The organism is Bacillus mycoides, from assembly GCF_018742245.1.
In the GTDB taxonomy this organism is placed as follows: domain Bacteria; phylum Bacillota; class Bacilli; order Bacillales; family Bacillaceae_G; genus Bacillus_A; species Bacillus_A cereus_U.
On record NZ_CP036132.1, the window covers coordinates 2,739,950 to 2,763,036 of the forward strand.

Here is a 23,087-nt window from a genome sequence, read left to right on the forward strand (position 1 = left end):
GTAATTCCTATGTAAGTCATTCACTTAATTACACATTGTATGTACGTATACAACCAAAAATTAACAATTGCCTTTAACACCGAATCAAATTTCTTGCAATGTACATGCAACTTTTATACAGTGGAAGCCTAATTAGTACAGATAGGATTGGTGAAACCTATGAAAATCGAACATATCGCAATTTGGGTAAATGATTTAGAATTAATGCGTACTTTTTATACGAAGTATTTCAACGGCAAAGCAAACTCTTTATATCATAACGAAGTAAAACAATTTGAATCTTATTTTATTACGTTCGAATCTGGAGCAAGGCTTGAACTTATGCGTAAGAAAGGTATAGAAAACGAGCCTAATCTTAATATAACTGGCTATGCACATATGGCTTTCTCTGTTGGCAGTAAGGAACGTGTGAATGAACTGACAAAAACGTTAAAAGAAGCAGGCTATTCTTTATTAAATGGACCACGTTTCACTGGAGATGGCTATTATGAAAGTGTAATAAGCGATCCAGAAGGCAATCAAATAGAAATCACGATTTAACTATCGTTTATCTTTTCTGAAGAACAAATGAAAATTAGTTTGGAGGAAGCATATGCATAAGCTACATTTCAAAAAATTTGAAGCAACAGATTTTAATCACTACTTCCTGCTCGTATCAAATGAAAGAGTAATGGCACAAATTACAGAGCGCACCATTCCGTTAGATGAAGCACAAAACGACTATGAAAAATTATTAAGGCGCAATGAAAAACATAAACTGTATGGATCTTATAAAGTTTATAACAGTGCAACAAATGAATTTATCGGACTTGGACATATAACAGTAAATGAGGATGATTTTAAAGAAGCTGAACTTGGTTATATGTTATTGCCAGAACACTGGGGAAAAAGATATGGTAGTTGTATTGCAAGAGAATTAATTGAAATAGCGAAGCATACTGATGTAAACGTACTAAAAGCAATTATCGATCCAAATAATATCCCCTCTCGAAAAATTTTATTAAACGCTGATTTTACATCAGATATAGTTTGTGAGATTGATGGATTACCTGGGGAGATTTTAATTAAATATATTTAATTTTATTTAGGCAATGCTGCATTTATAATTTGTGTGGTGTTGCCTTTTATTTATTATTTCGATTCACTGATTCATCCGAAAACCTCATTCTAGGAATAATCCCCCTCACTCATTCATCTACTTATAACGTATAGTCAGTTCTATTTTTATATCCGCTTTTCCACATTACGAATAGCAATATAGATATTTTATTATGTGGCAAGGAGAGAATGCTTAAATGAGTAATCAAAACATTGAACTTACAGGACGTATCGTAACTCCCGAAAATCCAGAATATAATTCAGCTCGCGAGGAGTTCAACACATTCTTCAACAAATTCCCATTAATTATTGTCTTTGCTCAAAATACACAGGATGTAGTAAATGCAGTTCGCTGGTCGAGACAGTATAACGTACCTATGCGTATGCGCTCTGGTCGTCATAATTATGAAGGTTTATCCGTTAACAACGCTGGAATTGTAATTGATGTAAGTGAAATGAAGCAACTAGAAATAGATCATAACGGCGGGACTGTTACAATCGGAACTGGGTGGAGAAACCTTTCTTTAACTGAAACGCTCGCAGCTGAAGGGTTAGTTGTGCCAAGCGGCGTTTGTCCTACTCCTGGCATTGCAGGTGTAACATTAGGCGGCGGACATAGTATACTCTCCCGTCCATGGGGATTAACTCTTGATCATTTAATTGAGCTAGAGATGGTTGACGCGAACGGTTGTATTGTACGTGCCAACGCTAAGCATAATTCAGATCTCTACTGGGCATATCGAGGTGCAGGTGGTGGTAACTTTGGAATATGTACTTCATTCAAATTTCGAACACATAAAATTAACACAGTGGGATTTACGGAAATAAGCTGGGACTTAACAGATTTAAAATCTGTACTAAAGTCTTGGCAAGAATATACTCTTCCTTGCGCTGATAAGCGACTTACGAGCACCCTCTTCATGTCTTCAGAAGTGGAACCATCGTTATTAATGCAAGGAGTATTCCTAGGATCAGTCCAAGAATTGCAAGCACTTCTGCAGCCATTATTACAAGCCGGTTCACCGTTAACAGTAACTATAGAAGAAATACCTTGGGTAGAAGCGGCAACACGAATAGCTGCAACACAGCCTATAGAGCCTTTACCATTTAAAAGTGTAGGTCCATATGTGTATGCACTATTGCCAGAAGAAGCACTCACGATCATCGAACACTTTATAAACAATACACCACAACATGCAACAACTTCTGTATTTTTCCATGGATTAGGCGGAGCCGTAGCTGAAATATCGAACGAAGCTACAGCTTATTTTTACCGAAAAGCACTTTCGAACATGTCAATATTCGCCACTTGGAATCAAGCAGAAGGTGCTGCCGCAAGCATTCGGTGGACCGAAGATTTTCGATTAGCGATGCTCCCGTTCACAAAAGGCGTTTACGTTAATACACCTGACCTTTCCATTAAAGACTGGCCAGATGCTTACTACAGCTGTAACTTTGACCGGTTAATGGAAGTAAAGGCTAAATATGACCCGAAAAATGTTTTCAACTTTCCGCAAAGTATTCCGCCCTTTTAATAGTCCAAAATGAAAGGTATAGTTTATATTTCTCGCAAAAAAATGAACGATTCTTTCTGTAATTCTCACAGGAAAAATCGTTCATTTTTTATGTTGGAAATAATTCATTTCTTTTGTATGATATTGCTTTGTTTTCGCACCTTTCCATCACCTTACATAAAGCAAGTGAACACGAACGCCGGTGGAATATTCCAGTTTATTTTCTTCACCTCAATATTTGCAAAAAAAGAACGGAAAAATTGTTGTTTAAAGCGTGTATATTGGAAAGTAATAAATTTCCCTTCTTCCCCTAATACTTCTTTTGTTACCTGTAATATCTTTGTAGAAGTATCAAGGGATAAACTGGTAAATGGCAATCCTGAAATAATATAATCCACTTGGGTAATTTTATATTTCTGAACATACTTTTCCGTATATTCGGCAGAATCATGAATAATGTACACATTTTCCATGTGTGAATATCGCTTTTGAAGTATACGGTAAAACTGTACGTTATTCTCAATGATTAACAATACTGTTTCATTATGTTTATGTTGAATGAGCTGTTCCGTAAACACTCCAGTTCCTGGTCCATACTCAATAATGCATTTTGCTTGTTCAAAATTTATAGGGGCTACCATTTGTTTTGCAAGTTGCTTAGAACTTGACAATACCGCTCCTACAGTTCTTGGGTGCTTTATATATTCACTTAAAAAATGTAGTACATGCATAGTCTTCTTCCTCTTTCCTTGTAGGATACAAGGTATACACTACTAAAAAAATATTAAAATCTGATGAGAAATACATAAGATATTCTTAATATCCCCCTAAATACAAAAGAAACTTAACCGATTAGTCTCCAACTTATTGTTCGCAAAACAAAAAGACGTAGTATTACAAATACCCAATCACACATGCTTCAACATAGAGACACAAGTATTATAGCGTCAAATGCTTGTTATTATGACGGTCTTGGCATGTGAGTCATGCTTGTATAGACTCCATGTCAAACTATTATTTTGCAGAAAACGACCAACTTAGGATATCAAATGAAGAGTATCAATTTTGCTGTATTTTCAATGTCGCGAACAAAAAAAGGATATACTTTTTTAACTGTATTTGTTAAATAAAAAAGACACTTTAGAAATTTCTTTTTTTCATCTTATTTTAATGATTTTTTCATCCAAATTTCATCTGAATCTCATTCTTATTAGTTACACTCTGTATATAAATTGGCGCTGGCCATAAAAAACTAATAAGGAGGAATCCTACATGAACTATTATGAGAAGGATCAGGATAAGAATAGAGAAAATCCATCCATTTCTGATGAAGTCGCTTCCGTTTCATCACGAGGCTGGCAGATGCTGAACAAAGTTCCAGAAATCACGATTTTCTTCTGGATTATCAAAATCATGGCAACTACAGTGGGCGAAACAGGCGCAGACTTCTTAAATACAAACCTGAACTTTGGCTTGACTAAAACGACCTTTGTTATGAGTGCTCTCTTGCTCATCACACTGTTCTTCCAGTTTAGGTTGAAGAAGTATGTTCCAGGGATTTACTGGCTCACTGTCTTGCTGATTAGTGTTGTCGGTACGCTAGTCACCGACAATCTTACGGACAACTTCGGGGTCGCTCTAGAGACGACCACCATCGTTTTCACCCTTTCCTTAATGGCAACTTTTGCTGCTTGGTATGTGAGTGAGAAGACACTGTCCATTCACTCTATTTACACAATAAAGCGAGAAGCATTCTACTGGTTGGCTATCCTGTTCACCTTCGCCTTAGGTACTGCAGCTGGTGATCTCGTAGCAGAGCGTCTCAACTTAGGTTACTTGATTTCAGCGCTCATATTTGCCGCATTAATTGGGGCTGTAGCCATAGCTTACTACCGCTTCAAATTAAATGCAGTGTTGGCCTTTTGGATCGCTTATATTTTAACTCGTCCTTTCGGCGCCTCTTTTGGCGATTATTTATCACAGCCTCACGATTCCGGTGGCCTTGGTCTCGGTACGGTAGGAACAAGCGTAATCTTCCTCGTAATAATCTTGAGCTTAGTTATTTATTTGACCAAGACGAAAAAAGACGTAAGCCAGAGCCTAAATTAATATATATTTTGTCTAAACCTTAAAATAGGTGACATGATTGCCTAATCGTTAGTACAAAATTTCAAACAAAAGAAAATGAAAAGGCAATACTACGTTTAAACTACCAGTAGTATTGCCTTTTTTATAAAACAAATCATTATTCCCTTATTTCGTCTACTATACTTTGAATTAAAGAAATAAGAGCTTGCTTTGTATCCTCATCTGTAACTTTTGCATCATCACTAAATTTAGTACGCACAGACGGGATTAATAACGAACCATTTTGAACGACAACTGTATCAATCATACCTAGTGTAAGTAACAAAGATTCATGGGCTTTATCCCCCCTCCTCTAAACCAAGTAAAGTTTGGGATAGTTCAATTCCAATCTACAATTGAAGTTTTTTTGTGAAATTCATTGAAAACATACAAACAGCCATTATACATAATCTTAACTTGATGACTGCGTTATTTATAACAGCCAAGCAACCTCCCTACTATACAATAGAAAACATCATATACACTCCAACAACGAAGAAAACGGCTAATGTCTTAATTATCGTAATACCAAAAATCTCTTTATAAGCTTCCCGGTGCGTTAATCCTGTAACCGCAAGTAAGGTTATAACTGCCCCGTTATGAGGTAAAGTATCCATACCTCCTGCTGCCATTGCAATTACACGATGCAGCACATCTAACGGAATATCAAAGTTCGCTGCCGCTTCAATATATTTATCTGCCATTAAACCTAATGTAATACTCATTCCACCCGAACCTGATCCCGTCAGACCGCACAAAATATTCGTCATGACCGCTCCGCTAATTAAAGGGTTTGAAAATGTACCTGTCAAAGAATTTTGAATCATGACAAATCCGGGTAAAGCTGCTATAACGGCACCAAATCCATACTCGGCTGCAGTGTTCATGGCAGCTAAGATTGAACCACTTACGCCCACGCTTGTAATAGATTGAAACTGTTCTTTTACCGCTTGGAAGTTTAATAATATAGCAGCAAGTATTCCGATAAGAAGTGCCATTTCCACTGACCAAATACCTACGACTTGTCCCATATCAATCGTTCCGTACTCCTTCAAACCTATAGATGCAAAATCAAATCCCTTTGTATACCAAACCGGGATGAATTCTGTAAAGACTTTATTCATCACTCCGACCAGTACAAGCGGAAGAAAAGCTACCCAATAACTAGCTGGAATAACATCGCTGGAAACAATAGGCGCTTGCACCAATTGTGCGCTAGTTGTGGCAGCCAGTTCAGAAGTGGCACCGCTTTTTCCGAAGTACCCCTCTCCCTTAGCAGCAGCCTTCTTCCTACACCTTTCCAAATACAGCATGCCACATATAAAGATAAACAGTGCTCCGATAATCCCTAATGTAGGAGCTGCATAAATATCTGTTTTAAAGAACGTAGTTGGAATAACATTTTGGATTTGAGGTGATCCAGGAAGTGAATCCATCGAAAACGTGAATGCGCTGAATGCGATTGTCGCTGGAATGAGACGTTTCGGAATATCCGCCTCGCGAAATAATTGCGCCGCAAATGGATAAATCGCAAATACTGCGACAAATAAACTGACACCACTGTATGTAAGAATCGCTCCCATTAACACGATGGAAAGAATCGCTCTTTTCACACCTATAAAACGGATGATAATTTTCGCGATTTTTTCTGCTATTCCAGTGATTTCTACCACTTTACCGAATATCGCTCCAAGCAAAAACACAGGAAAATATAATTTTATGAATCCGACCATCTTCGCCATAAAAACATTAGAAAAGAATGGTAAAACATTCGCCGGTTCCGTTAAAAATACAGCCAACAAAGCACATAACGGAGCGAATAAAATGACTGAGAATCCTCGGTAAGCTACAAATATAAGCAAGCCAAGCGATAGCAATACAATCAATAAATCCATAACCGCATTCCCCCTCAATAAAATAGATTCTCTTAAATTTACTTTACACCCTTTTATATTTATATATATTATTGCAACACCTGCCAGAGGCAGGCATTACTTTTTGTTATTTTATTTATGATGAAAAAGCGGTACCCTCTTTTCTATAAAAGCCTCCACTCCCTCTCTTACATCACTCGTTTGAAATACATGGCCGAAATTCTCAGCTTCTATTTTTAGCCCGTCCTCAAGAGAAGAAGATAATCCCTTATTGATAGATTGCTTCATCAAAGATAAAGCAGGAAGGGAAAATTGAGCCATCTTCGCGGCTAGTTCCTTCGCCTTATTCAGCGCTTCGCCACGCGGAACAACATGATTCACCAAACCAACTCGCCAAGCTACCTCGGCAGTGAACGGTTCACCAGTGAACATCATTTCTTTCGCACTTGCAGTTCCTATCAATCGAGGCAAACGTTGCGTGCCTCCCGCACCTGGAAACAATCCTAACTTCACCTCTGGAAGTCCGATTTGGGCATGTTCTTCTATAATCCGTAAATCACATGATAAGGCTAATTCACACCCGCCCCCAAGCGCTAATCCGTTAATAGCAGCGATTACAGGCTTCGACAATCTTTCTATTTTATTTAATGGATTCTGAAGCCACAATGATTTTCCCTCTGCATATTCATTCCCTTTCCCAATCCATTCCGGAAATGACTTGATGTCTCCTCCTGCAACGAAGGCCTTTTCTCCAGCGCCAGTTAGAAGTACAGCAATTACTTCATCATCCCGTTCGATTTCATCGACCACCACCGTCAGTTGCTCAACCACAGCACCGCTCAATACATTCACAGGAGGATTATCAATGATGATTGTCGCGATTCCTTTTTCTTTGGACCATGTAACAACCCGCTTATTTTCCAATTCAATCCCTTCTTTCCAATATGTAATGAGATAAAAAGCAAACTGTTTTACTCCCCTTCAGCACATCAACTCGTTCTTTTAATTACATAGCCGACCTGTTCGCGATCCCAAGCAGTACTGATTCCTTCCTCCTTCAGCTTGAACTTCTGAATCCGTTCCGTCGCGGTTTTTGGGAAAGTTTCACTGAACTGAACATATCGCGGCACCATGAAGTAAGCCATACGTTCTTGACACCAATCTATAATCTCTTCATGGGACATCGTTTCTCCTTTCTTTACAATCACATATAATTTGACATCCTCTTCTCCCACTTCCGATGGAACACCGATGGCCGCTGATTCAAGTACTTTCGGGTGATTATTCACTACCTTTTCGATTTCCCAAGAGGAGATATTTTCTCCACGCCTCCGGATACACTGTTTGATTCGATCGCAAAAATATAAGTAACCTTCCTCGTCTAGATAACCACGATCTCCTGTATGGAACCATCCCTCCTTCATCGCCTCTTCTGTTTTATCCCGCATTTTATAGTAGCCTTCCATGAATGCTTGTCCCTGTAAGGAACGTATAAAAATCTCTCCAATTTCACCAGTCCGCGCTTCATTTCCATCCTCATTGACAATCTTCGTCTCTACGTAAGAATAAGGCTTTCCAATAGAAGGCGGCTTATTGGCATTCAATGGATTCGTTACACAAAAACCCGTCGTTTCCGTTAATCCGTAACCTTCTACAATCTGGACGCCAAACCTCTCCTCAAACGGCTTCCAAAATTCCTTAGGCGTAGCAGCACAAGCCGTCACCCTTACAAAATTTTCATTATCGTTTTCCTTTTCTGGTTGCTTGCAGAGAATAGGAATCATAGATCCTAAAGAATTAAAAATGGTTGCGCCATGACCGCGAATTTCATCCCAAAATCCAGAAGCACTAAACCGCTTGCCAAGAGCAATTGTCGCATTGGAAGAAATAGCACCGAGTACTGTATGGGCCTGGGCGTTAATATGGAATAACGGCAGCGCTGTAAATAAAATATCTTTCGAACTTGCGCCAACCATATAGGTGGCAAATGACTGCGCAGAATTTACATAGGCAGAATGACTTAACATGACCCCTTTAGGTAATCCAGTCGTTCCAGAGGTATAAAGAATACTGTTAATAGAAGAGGAGGAAACAAATTCAGTTGGAAGGTGATGATTATTTGTATTCAGTACATCTTTCAATTCGATTACCAGCGGTTCTTTACTATCGTTCAAAATGATTGCGCTTTCATCATTTCCGTAAACGACAATTTGAATGTCCCTTTGTATAAATGGCAAACAAGAAGCAATTTGAGGAACAAATTCCTTATCAACGATAATCAGCTTGCAATCAGAGTGAGATAAAATATACTGCAAACCTTCCCCTTTTAAATGCACATTCAGAGGCACCGCAATTGCTCCCATAAAAGATAAAGCAAACCATACATCCAGATATTCAGGAGCGTTATGAAGCATAATACAAACCTTATCCCCTTTTTGAATACCGAGCTCACAAAATCCCGCTGCAGCTTTTGTAATTCGATGATAGAGCTCCTCATACGTAACTCTTTGTTCTTCAAATTGTAAATAGACCTTACTTGGTGTTTTTTCAATACTTTGCATAATAAAATGTGGCAAACTGTGATTTTCCAGCATTGAATTCCATCCCTTCTTGCTATAATCTTTTTTATTTATATAGCAAGAAACATGCCAAAAATCGACTCATTCTCTATTCCCTTATTCCTTCAGGGACATACCCCAAGTCTCCCTTACATGTCCACCTTCACATGTCGCATTTGCGCTACAAATGATTACGATCATGTCGCATCCATAAGAAAGTGTCGCAAAAAAGAGACAGTATGTATTACTGCAAACCAAACAAAAAAAGGGCCTGTTTGCCCTTTGCTTCCTTTCACGAAATTCCATATTTTTCTATTTTACGATATAAGCTAGCCCGATGAATCCCTAAAAGCTTGGCTGCCTCTTTTATATTTCCAGCTGTCTTTTCCAAAGCCCTTGTAATCGCCCGTTTTTCAGCCGATTCCACTTCCTCCTGCAGTGAATAACTCATCTCATTCTTCTCTTGATCCACCGCAAATATTTCATGATATAACTCTTCTTCCAAATCTTTTTTCCGCAAATATACAGGAAGATGATGCACTTGAATAATCATTCCTTCTATAACATTCATCGCTCGTTCTAACACATTCTCTAGCTCCCTAATATTGCCTGGCCAATCATGCTCCATGAATATATCCCTTACTCTCTCATCCAATGAAAGAACGCTACTACCCAGCTCCCCATTCAATTTCCGAATTAAAAATTCCATTATATGTATCATATCTTCCTTTCTCTCTCGTAACGGAGGAATATCGATCGCAAACACATTCAACCTATAATATAAATCCTCCCTAAATTCCCCTCTTTGCACCATTTCACGAAGATTTCGATGTGTCGCCGCAATGAAACGGACATCAATCTTTTGAATTTTCGTACCACCAATTCTTTCAATCTCTTTCTCTTGCAACACACGCAGCAACTTCACCTGCATGTCCAAAGACATATCACCGATCTCATCTAAAAACAACGTTCCCTTATGGGCCAACTCAATCTTCCCAGGCTTACCACCTTTTTTCGCTCCTGTAAAAGCCCCCTCTTCGTATCCAAATAATTCAGCCTCCAAAAGATCCCTCGGAATCGCAGCACAATTCAAACGAATAAATGAACCCCTAGCACGCGGACTTGCACGATGTACCGCATGCGCAAAGAGCTCCTTCCCTGTACCGCTCTCTCCTCTTATCAAAACGGTAGACCGACTTTTAGAAACCTTCAAGGCCATCGTTTTAACTTCTTTCATTTTCGCACTCTCTCCTATAATACTTTGAAAGGACAACCTACCTTCTTGCAACCGCTGTAATTCAGTTTGATAGTAAGATAACTTTGATTCCATTGCACTAATCTGATCCCCCAAAGCTTTAAACTGCTGTATATCATGAAACATAATTTTACCAATCGCACCAATAACCTCCCCGTCCTTAACAATAGGTATGCGAGTTGCGATAATATTCCGATTACTTATACGCTGGATATGCCCAATTTCCACCTGTCCCGTCTTCACGATAATATGCATCCTCGTATTTTCAACAACCTCCGTACAATGCTTACCAATCGCTTCCTTTGGATCATTAATCCCTAAAAATTGTGCATAAGAACCACTTAAAAAATTGACAATCCCTTGTTCATTTACCCCTAGAATACACTCCGACAGTAAATTCAAGGCATTTTCATACCGACTGATGATACTTTCCAAGGACTGTATACTTTTTTCCTTGTTTTCCAAAATGGCAATTGATCCATCTTCTTTCCCGCTCTGATATACACGGGATTCATTCATAATCAATACTTGGTTGCCCACCTTACACTCGTACTTGTACAAACTATCATTTTGATTCACTACTAGCTTTTTACGATCAGGAATAATCGTTGATATATGCTTACCTATTATTTCATTTTCTTTTTTATGTAACATGCTGCAGAATGGTTGGTTGCTGAATGTGATGATTCCATCATGACTTATGACAGCAATTCCGTTATTCATTACCTGAAGAGCCTGGCTTGTTAACTGCAAATTCATTCTTTCATCCATATGCATTTGGAAGCCCCTCCTATCAAATTGTGCTCTTTCTCGCATGTATTATATATTCATTTTAAACATTTACTTTCCTTCGGCTCTTCCGTTTGAAGTAATAATTTCTTGAACCAGTAATATAGCTGATTAACCGGTAGGTTCTTTTTTGACACCTGTCAGGTTTTAATAATCCAATTTCTTTAAATCCTTGGATGTAAGAAGATGAATCTCATGGGCTATTTACAACTTGTAGGTGAGGAATATTTGACGCTTACCTTAGATACCTAATGAGTTTTATGAAAAGTAAAAAACAGTTGATGGAGTGTCTTCCATCAGCTATTTTAATTACGAATTTTGGTGATGAAACCCATAATTATTAGATTTACTTTAGCATAGCTTCTTATCCCCCAATCCCCAACTAAACCATCTCCCATGCCCTTCCGTTTCCCCAACAGTTTCACAATATTCGTTTCCGTTAATATAATAATCAATATGAAGGTCCCGGTCCCACATATTGTTATATAGGTGGAATACATCACGTTTTGCACCGATTTCTTTAATTTGTTTTTCTAGCGCATGTTTTACTTGCTTAGGTATTTGATTTGCGACGTGTGTATGGAAAATGCAGATAACAGCATCTTCACTTATTTGTTCAATAATAGATGGCAACAGCTCTACACCGTCTCCTTCTATTAATCGGACGGATTCATTTTTAACTAAAGATGCTGCTTGATCGAACAGTTCAAGTCTTTCTTTATGTTCTGGCCAAATTAGTGCACGTAGCCATAAATAATCTTCCTCATTATGTAAATCATTCACATGTAAATCAAGCCCGATTCTTTCTACGACAGGTGGACTTTGTTTTAGAAAACGGGGCACATTCTCCCCTCTTATTTCAGAGGTTAAATGTACATTCGAATTTATATTTCCATATGTTTCATCTGTTCCGTACGAATAGCTATATTGGTCCCAGAACAGTTGTAATCCAGAACTTGTACCAATTTCAATTACCACTAACGGTTTATTCACTTTGTTAAATATGTAGCAGAAACTTGGGTATAAGTATGCACATCGTCTTACTTCATTCGTTTGAACGAGTTTCGTTTGTAATAAAGTAATGATTTCTTCTCGGTACTCATTACAGAAATCTTTAAATTGTTCAAAAGCTTTATCTAAATTTGTTTTAGCATTTTCAACTAAGCTACTATAATACGTTTTTAAATGATGGTCTTTCCCTTTTAGCAATAAATAATGTACTGCACCTAATAATAAGTTTGGGATTGGTTGTCCTACTTGAGCGTAGGAAGATAGTGTAAGCACTTCCTCATCTTCAGAAATCTTCATTGATAAGTATTCGTATAAATCACTTGATCCTTTACATTCCTTGATTGAAAAATTTCGAAATAAGTTTGCGACTTGTTTTTTTGTAAGCATTGGTATCCCTCCTTGGTTATTTTCAGAATAATCTTATCATTTATTTGTTATTTACTCTATTTTTTCAAATTAGATGTTACAAAAATAGAATTTTACTAGTTCTCAAAGATAAAACATAAAAATAGAAGTTTTTTTGAGATAACATCAAACTGGAATTCTTCTTCAAATTCCGCTTTACTACTATGCTTTTTACCCTTATGACAGAAGAATTCTATGAAATAAAACGTTAAATAGTTTAAAATTATCAGATAACACTAGATATTTTAGTCTATTAATTATTATAATAGACTATGAGATGGTTATATAATTGAGACAAAAAAGGTAAATACCTAGGTGGGGCCTAGGCGGTGTTTTCTTTTTACGGCTTAGATATAAAAACACCTACTCTTTTTTGCCAATATAGGGGATGGAGAGATTATCATGAGCAACATGCAGCAAAAAACAGACGTTATCTTAATTGGCGCAGGAATTATGAGCGCAACGTTAGGATCATTACTTAAAGAATTGGCACCTGAATGGGAAATTAAAGTATTTGAAAAACTCGCTAATGCCGGAGAAGAAAGTTCTAACGAATGGAATAATGCTGGTACAGGACATTCTGCGCTATGTGAGCTTAACTATACATCCGAAAAATCTGACGGGTCTATAGATATTGGTAAAGCTGTAAAAGTAAATGAGCAATTTCAACTTTCAAGACAATTTTGGGCGTATCTTGTTAAGAGAAACTTAATTCGTAATCCACAAGATTTTATTATGCCACTACCTCATATGAGTTTGGTGCAAGGAGAAAAAAATGTAGAGTTTCTAAAAAATCGTTTTGAAGCGCTTTCAAAAAATCCTCTATTCCAAGGGATGGAATTTTCTGATGCACCTGACACATTAAAAAAATGGCTTCCACTCATTATGGAAGGCCGTACTTCTAATGAACCGGTGGCTGCAACGAAAATTGACTCTGGAACAGATGTTAACTTTGGTGCGTTAACGCGCATGTTGTTTGATTACTTAAAAACTAAAAATGTCGAGCTAAACTACAAACATAGTGTTGAAAATATTAAACGTACGAAGAACGGTTTGTGGGAAGTAAAAGTACACGATATGAATAGTGGTAAAATCGAACACCATACTGCAAAATTCGTCTTTATCGGCGGCGGTGGCGGTAGTCTACCTCTACTACAAAAGACTGGTATTCCTGAATCAAAACATATCGGCGGATTCCCAGTAAGTGGACTATTTATGGTATGTAAAAACCAAAAAGTTGTAGAGCAGCATCATGCAAAAGTATACGGAAAAGCTAAAGTGGGTGCTCCGCCAATGTCTGTACCTCACCTTGATACAAGATATATAGACAACAAAAAAGCTTTACTGTTTGGACCGTTTGCAGGTTTCTCGCCTAAGTTCTTAAAAACTGGCTCAAACCTTGATTTAATTGGTTCTGTAAAACCGAATAACGTCTTAACGATGTTAGCAGCCGGTGTAAAAGAAATGGGATTAACAAAATACTTAATCCAACAAGTTATGTTATCACACGAAAAGCGTATGGAAGAATTACGTGAGTTTATTCCGAACGCTAAAAGTGAAGATTGGGATACTGTCGTTGCTGGACAACGTGTGCAAGTAATTAAAGATACTGATGCAGGTGGTAAAGGAACACTTCAATTTGGTACAGAAGTTGTTAGTGCAAATGACGGATCAATCGCTGCGTTACTTGGCGCTTCTCCAGGTGCTTCTACTGCGGTTCACGTTATGCTTGAAGTATTAGAAAAATGCTTCCCAGAACGTATACTAGCATGGGAGCCAAAAATAAAAGAAATGATCCCTTCTTATGGCGTATCACTAACGGAAAATCCAAGACTGTTCCAAGAGCTTCACGCTTCAACAGGACGCACACTTGGGTTAAATGAAAAAGAAGCTGTTCACAATTAATGAATAGATTAAAAAAACGACATAATAAAAACGTCCGATATATTCGGACGTTTTTATTTTCTACTAGAAATTATACTTATCGATATTATCTTTCGTAAATACAACTCGTTCAGGTAATACGATAATACCATTTCCTTCTGCCTCATAGTCATACCCTTGAATAGAGTTCGGCTCTACTTTCACTTTTCCGATTCCTTTTACTTCAAAGCTATCCCCGACTTTTAACTTCTTCCCTTTTACAACAATTTCATTTGCAACATAAGTTGCTAGTGCACCTTGTTGTTTTACATCCCATAATCCAAATTGTTGTACTGTTCCTCGTTTCACATAATCACGCATAACGTTCGGTGTCGAAAACCCCGTTACGACTACTTTCTTATCCATTTTCAAATTCTCAGCTGCTTGTGCCATTGCTGGTAGTGCTGTTGCATCTGGACATATTACTGCGTTAATATCTGGATACGTTTTTAAAATACTCTCTCCAACTGATAAAGATTTTTGCGCATTATTTTCACCGTATTGCGTCGTTACAATTTCCCAATTCGGATATTTCTCTTTAATAATCTCTTTCGCCTTCGTTACCCACTGATTTTGATCTGTTACAGTCGGGCTTGAATAAAAGAATGCTACTTTTCCTTTATCTCCAATTTGCTTAGAAGTCATTTCAATTAATAAGTTTGCAAGTTGGTCTGGTGTACCTTGGCTAATATAAAACGAACGGTCTTTCGGATTCACATCAGAATCCCACGTTAATACTGTCATCCCTTTTTTCTTTGCACGTTGTAATGATTGCGAGAGACCATCAACTGACGTAGATGAAACCATAATTGCATCATAGTTTTGGTTAATAAAATTGTTTATATATTTTACTTGCCCTGATACACTTGCCTCAGACGGTCCATCGTACTTCACTTGTACACCTAACTTATCTCCCATCTCTTTTGCACCTTCACCACCTGATGTGAAGAAGCCAACTCCCGTTAATTTCGGAATGAACGCAAATTTTACATCATCTGCTTTTTTCTTATCCGCAGTTTGGCTAGAACAAGCAATTAAACCAATTAAACAAATACACATAATAATAACAATCCCCAGTTTTCTCTTCATGACATTTCCCCCTTATGCAAATTCCTTCTTTTCCCCGTAGCGAATCGTTGTAATTTGAAATGTCTCATAATAACAGAAACAATAAGGATAATACCTATTACTACATTAGATTGTTCATTCGTTAAGCCCGTCATTTGCAAACCGTACTGCATGAGTCCTATAAAAACACTCGCTAGTACTGTCCCAATAATACTCCCTTTTCCGCCTGTAATTAGTGTGCCGCCTAATACAACTGCCGTAATAACTGGCAAAATGGTTTCACTTCCAATATCAGCACGAGCAGAACCGAAATACGCTGTTAAGAAAGCTCCTCCTAATCCACCTCCTAACCCAGAAAGTACGTAAGCAGTAATCACTACTTTCTTCGTTCGAATTCCGGAATATTTCGCCGTACTTTCATTTGCGCCAGTTAATTTTGCGTGGCGACCGTATGTTGTACGGTGAAACAATATCGTAAATACTATCGTTAAAATGACAAGGAGCCATAATAAATTAGGTATACCGATAAAACTACCATTTGCCAGTTGCACATATGAATCTGGTAAACCACTTATTCCTTCATAGCCCGCTGCACCCGAACCACCTGAAATAACAAGGGCGATTCCTGCATATAAAAACATCGTTCCAAGTGTAACGACAAGAGGTTCTACATCTGTCATTTTTATAATAAGTCCATTTAATCCGCCCGCTATGCAACTTATTACGAGCGCAATGATAACAGCTAACAGTATAGGCATGCCATTCATCCAAAGTACTCCGATAAGAATCGAAGTAAGCCCCATAATAGATCCTACTGAAACATCAATTCCGCCAGTTACAATGACAAATGTCATCGGAATAGCCGTGATTGAAATAATAAGGAAATCGTTCATACTAAAAAGGAGGTTACTAATGTTTAAGAAATCACTATTTATGAAACTAAAGAGAATGAATTCTACGAGAAGCAATATGAGAAGAACCCCTTCCCATCTATACAAGCTACGTATTCCCCTCATAGATTCACCCTCCTTTCTTCTAATTGCCGGAGTTTCTTCCATTTTTTTAAGACACTATCTAATATGATGATGAGTAAAAGTAAAAATCCTGAAATAGCACTATTCCAAAATGCAGGTATTTTTAAAAAGACGAGTGAACTGCTTATCACTTCTAAGAAGAATGCACCTAATGCCGCTCCAAATATAGAACCTGTTCCTCCTTTTAAATGAATACCACCTAAAACAGCAGCAGCGATAACTTGCAATTCTATCCCTGTACCTGTTTGATTTGGAACGAATCCAATATTCATTACGAATATACATCCAGCGAACCCAGCGCTTATGCCTGATATGATAAACGCGTATATTTTCACTTTATCTACATGTATTCCAATAAGCCTTGCACCATCTTCATTATCACCGACCGCATAAAAATATCTTCCAATTTGAACTTTCATTAAAAAGAAATATAGCAGCAGTAATATGATAAGAACGGTCCATACCGTTATCGGAATCCCTAACATCATAATAGAAGAAATTTGTTTATACTCATTCGGAATATCTTCAATCCACTTTCCGCCCGTAAATATTAACATTACGCCTCTAATAATCCCGAGCATTCCTAATGTCATAATGATAGCTGGCACCCTAAATTTCGTAACGCCAATTCCGTTTACCATACCAATAAGGGCGCTAAGTATAATTGCCGCAAATATTGAAATAAAGGCACTGTATCCATCTGTTAACAACATCCCGCAAACCGCAGCGCTTAATCCCATAATAGATCCTACTGATACATCTATATTTTTCGTAAACAATACGAAAGATTGACCAATTGCCAAAACAACTAAAATAACGCTTGATTTCATAATTAAAGATAAAGAGCTAAACTGAACAAAACTAGGGTTCATTACTCCAACGAAGGCTATGTAAAGAAGTAATAAAATAATAATAGACGTCTCATGCATTTTAAATAAACGGTTCACTCCGTTACACCTCCCTTTCCTCCGTACGCAAGGCGTGTAACTTCATCAATACAAATTTCCTTCTTCTCCAAATGAGAGACGAATTCTCCGTTTCTCATCACATAAACACGATTCGCTAATTGAACGATTTCTTCCATATCTGAAGAAATTAATATGATCGCAAGTCCCTCTCTCTTCAAACTTTGTATCGTTTCGTATACTTCTAGTCTTGCTTTCGCATCAATACCGCGGGTCGGTTCATCAAGAATAATCACTTTCGGATTACATGCAAGATATTTCGCTAGCACGACCTTCTGTTGGTTCCCACCTGATAAAGACGTCATTTTCTCATTCATATGAGGGACAACAATTCGAAACTGTTTTATATACAATTCAGATAAAGCGCTTTCTTTTTTGTTATTTAAAAAGAAGCTACTCATACTGTTTAAAAATGCAGCTGTTATATTTTCTTTCACAGACGCAATTGAAAAAATGCCATTCCCTGCCCGGTCCTCCGGTACATACACCATACCTTCCTTTATTCGCTTATGTACCGAATACTTCGTAATGGATTTTCCCTCTAATAAAACAGAACCTGATTTCAAAGGCATTAATCCAAATATTGATTCAGCTAATTCAGTCCTACCTGATCCGACGATACCTGCAATCCCTACAACTTCTCCAGTGTGTACAGTTAATGATACATTTTGAAACGCATAACTAGACGCATTCGTGACATCTAATACTTTTTCCGAATGCTCTATTTCTTCTTGCGTGATTTCTTTCTTCTCCTCAAGTTTATAACCTTTCGGTAATAACCCCTCCATTAGCATGTCATATGTATAGCTTGATACATCCCCTTGACTTACAATCATTCCGTCACGCAAAATTGCTACTTTATTCGCAATTTCAAAGATTTCTGGAAAACGATGCGTAATGTAAATCATGCCAATTCCTTTTTCTTTTAAACTTTTCATCAACACAAAAAGACTCTTAATTTCGTGAGTTGTTAATGTCGATGTTGGCTCATCTAAAATAAGAATCTCAGCTTCTCTTATTAATCCCCTCAATATTTCTACTAATTGTTGCTGGGCAATGGATAACGATAACCCTAGCTCATGAAGTTGAATGTTCCAACCTAAGCCTTCTAGCAACTTATTAATTTTATTTCGAAGTTCTTTCTTTTTCGCTTTCATTCCGATACAAATGTTCTCTTCAATTGTCATATGCGGAAAGATGAGTGGCTCTTGTGGTATTAAATATATGCCATGTTGATGTGCTTCTGCTGTGTTTGAAAACTGTTGTATTTCTCCTTTCACAAACATATTGCCAGCATCGTATGAATACAAACCCGTTAATATTTTCATTAATGTTGATTTCCCGGCACCATTTCCTCCGACTAAAGCGTATACATCTCCACGCTCTAATTGTAAATTGACTTCTTTTAATACGAGTTGATCTGCAAATGATTTATTCATCTTTGTAACTTGTAATAAGGGCACTTTCTCCACATGTTGTCACCTGCCTTTATGCAGAACATTTTTTGAGAAAATGATTTTTTGTTCTACTTGTTTTGTAGCATTGTATATTTCTTTTTTCATATCTAGAACACTTTTTTCACCGGACTATTTATCGCTTCAACTGGAATAAACAAAATAACGAACACATATGTTTAAGCAGTGGTCAATTGTTGAAAGGGATGAAGAGTATGTCACAGCTCAACTTTGAAGACAATTTGTTAACAAAAGTAGCTTGGTACTATTATAAAGATCAATTAACCCAGCAAGAAATTGCTTCACTTCTTCACATTTCAAGAAATAAAGTCGTTCGGTTGTTAGATAAAGCACGGACGGAAGGTGTCGTCACATTTCACGTAAAAGGTACTGGTTTGCACTGTTTAAGCATCGAACGTGACCTTATGAAAAAATTCCATCTAAAAGATGCTTTCGTTATTCCAACGCCAACTGAGGATTATGCATTTTCACTCGGAAAAGCTGCCGCACAATATTTAGAAACTCATCTGCAACAAGGGGATTTACTTGGGATTGGCTGGGGAGAGACGATAAGTAAAATGCTAGAAAGCATTCATTTTGATAGCTCTATGAATCTTTCAATCGTTACTCTTACAGGAGGCGTAAATCACTATATTCCAAGAAACCAAAGCTATTTAAACTACATGCAAGGCGATCTTCATATTATTCCTACCCCTTTTCTTACATCTACAAACGAAATGACGCAAATTATTCTATCTGAACCGAGCGTGAAAGATATGCTTCACGTCGCTTCACTCGCTCATACAGCAGTAGTTGGCATTGGAAGCTTATCTCAAGACGCCACAATTGTGAAAGAAGAAAAACTAACGCTACGTGAAATGACTTATATACGTAGTCAAAACGGGGCCGGAGATATTTTAGGGCAATTTTATAATACTAACGGAAAACAATTAGAACTTCCTCATCATAATCGTCTTATCGGCACACCACTCTCTGTTCTTCAAAACATGAAACATGTCGTTGGTGTAGCTGGCGGTACGGAAAAGATAGATGCAATTTACGGCGCCTTAAAAGGAAAGTTCATTCATACATTAATTACGGATGAAGAAACTGCCCTCTCCTTATTAAGAAAGGAAGGTGACTCTTAATGTCTACTCTATTAGCTTACGACGCTGGTACAGGGAGCATTCGAGCAGTTCTTTTTGATTTAAACGGTAATCAACTTGCTGTTAGTCAAAAAGAGTGGGTTCATAAATCAGATAGTCGCTACCCTGGTTCTATGAATTTTGATGTAACAGAAAACTGGCAGATCGTTCAAGAATGCACGAAGGATGTTCTTCAAAAAAGTAATACGTCCCCCTCTTCTATTAAAGGTATTAGTGCAACGAGTATGCGTGAAGGCTTTGTTTTATACGATAAAAACGGGCAAGAAATATGGGCTTGTGCAAATGTTGATGGCCGCGCGTCAGCGGAAGTTAGTGAACTAAAACAAATTCGTTCCGAAATTGAAGAAGGTTTATATAGAAAATCAGGTCAAACTTTTTCGTTAGGTGCTTTACCTCGCTTACTTTGGATTAAAAAACATGAACCAGACGTGTACAGAAACATACATTCTTTCACGATGTTAAACGATTGGATTTTATATAAGTTGTGTGGCACACTGCAAATTGATTCTTCAAATGGATGTACATCCGGTATATTCAATTTACAAAATAGAGCTTGGGATAACTGGGTTGCTGAGCAATGCGGTCTTACTCTAGCCTTTTCTCCAAAAGTAAATGAAGCTGGGACAGTTATCGGGAATATCACAAAACGAAGTGCTGAATTAACAGGATTACATGAAGGAACACCAGTCGTTGCTGGCGGCGGAGATGCACAAATGGCATCTCTTGGAACTGGAGTTGTAAAGCCTGAACAAACATTTATATGCGGGGGCAGTTTTTGGCAACAAGAAGTAAATATAACAAAACCAGAAACTGATCCAAATGCGGCGATTCGTGTAAATTGCCACGTCATTCCTAACCTATGGCAATACGAAACAATCGCTTTCTTCCCTGGCCTTGTTATGAGATGGTTTCGAGATGCTTTTTGCCAAGAAGAAAAAAGGCTCGCTGAAAAACTTGGCGTAGATACTTATGAACTACTAGAAGAACAAGCGAAAGAAGTACCTGTAGGTTCACATGGCATAATCCCCACTTTTTCAAATGTAATGAATTATATTTCTTGGCGACATGCTGCACCATCCTTTTTAAATTTAAGTTTAGATGCTGAAAAATGCGGTAAGAAAGAAATGTTCCGCGCAATTGAAGAGAATGCCGCCTTCGTTACACTCGGCAACTTGAAATTAATAGAAGCTCTCACAGGTAATTTCCCTTCTGAAGTAACCTTTGCTGGCGGCGCTGCTAAAGGTAAACTTTGGCCACAAATACTGGCAGATGTCCTCGGAATCCCTGTTAAAGTACCCGTTGTAAAAGAAGCCGCTGCTTTAGGTACGGCAATTGCCGCTGGAGTTGGCGTAGGCATTTTTGAATCGATGGAAGAAACTGCCGAACAATTTGTACAGTGGGAAAACACATTTAAGCCAAACGCTGAAAATCATGAGCTTTATAAAGGGTTCTATGAAACATGGAAAACAGTGTATGCTAGCCAACTTTCTTTAGCTGATAAAGGCCTCACATCACATATGTGGATTGCCCCAGGTGCGCTGTAACACATTACATAAAGGAGTGATTTCTATGCTTAAAGTGAATGAGGATGATTTCACCTATCGCTTCGGTGATAACGGGCCTAAATATTTAATACAAGGTCCAAATATCGATCTTGGCCTAGTCGTTATTCAGCCTGGGCAAGAGTTTCAAAATCACTATCATACAACGTGCGAAGAAGTCTTCTATGCGTTAGAAGGCGAAATAGATTTCTATGTGAATAACGAGAGAGTTCCGATCAAACAAGGTGATGTCTTGCAAGTTCGCCCTCATGAATCTCATTATCTTATTAACCATTCCGATAAGCCTTTTAAAGCTGTTTTTATAAAGTCACCACATTTACCAAATAAAGATACTGTACAAACTGAAAATCCAACATTAACGAAGGAGTGATTTCGAATGACCTGGGGATTTAAAAATCGATTAAACACAATTTTACCTGACGGCAGAGCAGTTATGTTAGCGATAGATCACGGCTACTTTTTAGGACCGATTCACGGACTAGAACAACCGTTAGAAACAGTTAAAAACTTGCTTCCATATACTGATTCCCTCTTTTTAACACGAGGCGTATTAAGTTCCTGTATTCCTGAAAACTGCAGCACGCCGATGGTTATGCGTGTATCAGGTGGAGCAACTGTAGTCGGTAAAGATTTAGCGAATGAAACAATTGTTACACCTGTGAAAGAAGCCGTAAAACAAAATGCAATTGGCGTCGGCGTTTCTGTTTTCGTTGGATCAGACTATGAAACACAAACCGTTTCAAATCTCGCAAACGTAGTCTCTGAAGCTCACGATTATGGCCTGCCAGTACTCGGTATTACCGCCGTCGCAAAAGAACTGCAAAAACGTGAAGCACGGTTCCTAGCACTCGCTTCCCGTGTATGTGTTGAAATGGGAGCTGACATTATTAAAACATATTACTGCGAAGGATTCGAAAAAATTACGAGCACATGCCCTGCCCCAGTCGTAATCGCGGGCGGCCCAAAACTAGATTCAATCGAAGACGCATTAAACATTACGTACAATGCGCTGCAAGAAGGCGCAATCGGAGTAGACATGGGCCGAAACATATGGCAATCCGAACATCCAGCTGCGATGATTCAAGCAATTCATGGCATTGTGAAAAATAGATTGAATGTGAAAGAGGCGCTGGAACTATATAATGATGTGAAAAATTAATGTGAAAATGACAGACTATATATTATAACCGATTCGGTTCAGGGGTGTAAAACTTGTTTTGACACTCAAAATACACAAAGAAAAGGATGGCAAGTGCCATCCTTTTTGACATACATTGAACTTTT

General features: G+C 37.9%; 19 protein-coding genes and 1 pseudogene. 9 read left to right on the forward strand and 11 right to left on the reverse strand.

The genetic code is table 11. The features are described 5' to 3' along the window. The first annotated feature begins 159 nt into the window (after positions 1 to 159). From EXW56_RS13980 to EXW56_RS13990, 3 genes are all read left to right on the forward strand, one after another. Positions 160 to 540, forward strand: coding sequence for a VOC family protein (locus EXW56_RS13980; protein WP_215557024.1), 381 nt, complete (start codon positions 160 to 162; stop codon positions 538 to 540). A gap of 52 nt (positions 541 to 592) precedes the next feature. Continuing rightward, on the forward strand, positions 593 to 1,078 hold the full coding sequence (locus tag EXW56_RS13985; protein ID WP_215596651.1) for a GNAT family N-acetyltransferase: 486 nt from the start codon (positions 593 to 595) through the stop codon (positions 1,076 to 1,078). Between the two features lie 217 nt (positions 1,079 to 1,295). Then, the gene (locus EXW56_RS13990; RefSeq protein WP_002013453.1) at positions 1,296 to 2,633 is read left to right on the forward strand and encodes an FAD-binding oxidoreductase; all 1,338 of its coding nucleotides are present in this window, start codon (positions 1,296 to 1,298) and stop codon (positions 2,631 to 2,633) included. 152 nt (positions 2,634 to 2,785) lie between these two features. Here the strand turns inward: EXW56_RS13990 and EXW56_RS13995 are convergent, their stop codons facing one another. Further along, positions 2,786 to 3,343 (reverse strand): class I SAM-dependent methyltransferase, encoded by a 558-nt coding sequence (locus EXW56_RS13995; RefSeq protein WP_002013455.1) that lies wholly within the window; start codon positions 3,341 to 3,343, stop codon positions 2,786 to 2,788. Positions 3,344 to 3,884: 541 nt separating this feature from the next. Here EXW56_RS13995 and EXW56_RS14000 point away from each other — a divergent pair. Further along, positions 3,885 to 4,721, forward strand: coding sequence for a COG4705 family protein (locus EXW56_RS14000; protein ID WP_215596652.1), 837 nt, complete (start codon positions 3,885 to 3,887; stop codon positions 4,719 to 4,721). A 136-nt stretch (positions 4,722 to 4,857) separates the two neighbouring features. Here EXW56_RS14000 and EXW56_RS14005 read toward each other — a convergent pair. From EXW56_RS14005 to EXW56_RS14030, 6 genes and pseudogenes are all read right to left on the reverse strand, one after another. Continuing rightward, positions 4,858 to 5,046, reverse strand: a pseudogene (locus EXW56_RS14005) (flavoprotein); the annotation flags it as partial. A gap of 151 nt (positions 5,047 to 5,197) precedes the next feature. Next, complete coding sequence (locus EXW56_RS14010; protein ID WP_088078772.1) at positions 5,198 to 6,634, reverse strand: GntP family permease; 1,437 nt, start codon at positions 6,632 to 6,634, stop codon at positions 5,198 to 5,200. 111 nt (positions 6,635 to 6,745) lie between these two features. Next, positions 6,746 to 7,537, reverse strand: a complete 792-nt coding sequence (locus EXW56_RS14015; protein ID WP_002161387.1) for an enoyl-CoA hydratase — start codon at positions 7,535 to 7,537, stop codon at positions 6,746 to 6,748. Between the two features lie 65 nt (positions 7,538 to 7,602). Continuing rightward, entirely contained in the window at positions 7,603 to 9,207 is a 1,605-nt protein-coding gene (locus tag EXW56_RS14020; RefSeq protein ID WP_078181119.1) for an ATP-dependent acyl-CoA ligase, read from the reverse strand. A gap of 256 nt (positions 9,208 to 9,463) precedes the next feature. Further along, entirely contained in the window at positions 9,464 to 11,203 is a 1,740-nt protein-coding gene (locus EXW56_RS14025) for a sigma 54-interacting transcriptional regulator (protein WP_215557028.1), read from the reverse strand. A 363-nt stretch (positions 11,204 to 11,566) separates the two neighbouring features. Continuing rightward, positions 11,567 to 12,613, reverse strand: coding sequence for a DUF2332 domain-containing protein (locus EXW56_RS14030; protein ID WP_215596653.1), 1,047 nt, complete (start codon positions 12,611 to 12,613; stop codon positions 11,567 to 11,569). A 420-nt stretch (positions 12,614 to 13,033) separates the two neighbouring features. On the opposite strand from EXW56_RS14030, the gene EXW56_RS14035 reads away from it, so the two are divergent. Beyond that, a complete protein-coding gene (locus EXW56_RS14035) occupies positions 13,034 to 14,536 on the forward strand; it encodes a malate:quinone oxidoreductase (RefSeq protein WP_002110486.1) in 1,503 nt (500 codons plus the stop codon). 63 nt (positions 14,537 to 14,599) lie between these two features. Here EXW56_RS14035 and lsrB read toward each other — a convergent pair whose 3' ends face one another. Genes lsrB through EXW56_RS14055 form a run of 4 tightly spaced genes read right to left on the reverse strand, consistent with a single transcriptional unit; the run spans position 14,600 to position 19,093 of the window. Beyond that, complete coding sequence (gene lsrB / locus EXW56_RS14040) at positions 14,600 to 15,643, reverse strand: autoinducer 2 ABC transporter substrate-binding protein LsrB (RefSeq protein WP_002110487.1); 1,044 nt, start codon at positions 15,641 to 15,643, stop codon at positions 14,600 to 14,602. Next, positions 15,640 to 16,638, reverse strand: a complete 999-nt coding sequence (locus EXW56_RS14045; RefSeq protein WP_215596654.1) for an ABC transporter permease — start codon at positions 16,636 to 16,638, stop codon at positions 15,640 to 15,642. The genes lsrB and EXW56_RS14045 overlap by 4 nt, the downstream gene beginning before the upstream one ends. After that, positions 16,635 to 17,603 (reverse strand): ABC transporter permease subunit, encoded by a 969-nt coding sequence (locus tag EXW56_RS14050; protein ID WP_002110490.1) that lies wholly within the window; start codon positions 17,601 to 17,603, stop codon positions 16,635 to 16,637. Before EXW56_RS14050 ends, EXW56_RS14045 begins: the two co-directional genes overlap by 4 nt. Continuing rightward, positions 17,600 to 19,093: a sugar ABC transporter ATP-binding protein gene (locus EXW56_RS14055; RefSeq protein ID WP_215557030.1), complete on the reverse strand. Its 1,494-nt coding sequence runs from the start codon at positions 19,091 to 19,093 to the stop codon at positions 17,600 to 17,602. Before EXW56_RS14055 ends, EXW56_RS14050 begins: the two co-directional genes overlap by 4 nt. A gap of 197 nt (positions 19,094 to 19,290) precedes the next feature. Here EXW56_RS14055 and EXW56_RS14060 point away from each other — a divergent pair, with 197 nt between their 5' ends. Genes EXW56_RS14060 through lsrF form a run of 4 tightly spaced genes read left to right on the forward strand, consistent with a single transcriptional unit; the run spans position 19,291 to position 22,962 of the window. Then, positions 19,291 to 20,223 carry a sugar-binding transcriptional regulator gene (locus EXW56_RS14060; RefSeq protein ID WP_215557031.1) on the forward strand — a complete coding sequence of 311 codons (933 nt, stop codon included), beginning with the start codon at positions 19,291 to 19,293 and terminating at the stop codon, positions 20,221 to 20,223. Next, positions 20,223 to 21,785, forward strand: coding sequence for an autoinducer-2 kinase (gene lsrK, locus EXW56_RS14065; protein WP_002200121.1), 1,563 nt, complete (start codon positions 20,223 to 20,225; stop codon positions 21,783 to 21,785). Before EXW56_RS14060 ends, lsrK begins: the two co-directional genes overlap by 1 nt. Before the next feature lie 25 nt (positions 21,786 to 21,810). Beyond that, positions 21,811 to 22,173 (forward strand): cupin domain-containing protein, encoded by a 363-nt coding sequence (locus EXW56_RS14070; protein ID WP_000921867.1) that lies wholly within the window; start codon positions 21,811 to 21,813, stop codon positions 22,171 to 22,173. Between the two features lie 6 nt (positions 22,174 to 22,179). Beyond that, complete coding sequence (gene lsrF, locus EXW56_RS14075) at positions 22,180 to 22,962, forward strand: 3-hydroxy-5-phosphonooxypentane-2,4-dione thiolase (protein WP_002084866.1); 783 nt, start codon at positions 22,180 to 22,182, stop codon at positions 22,960 to 22,962. The last annotated feature ends 125 nt before the right edge of the window (positions 22,963 to 23,087 follow it).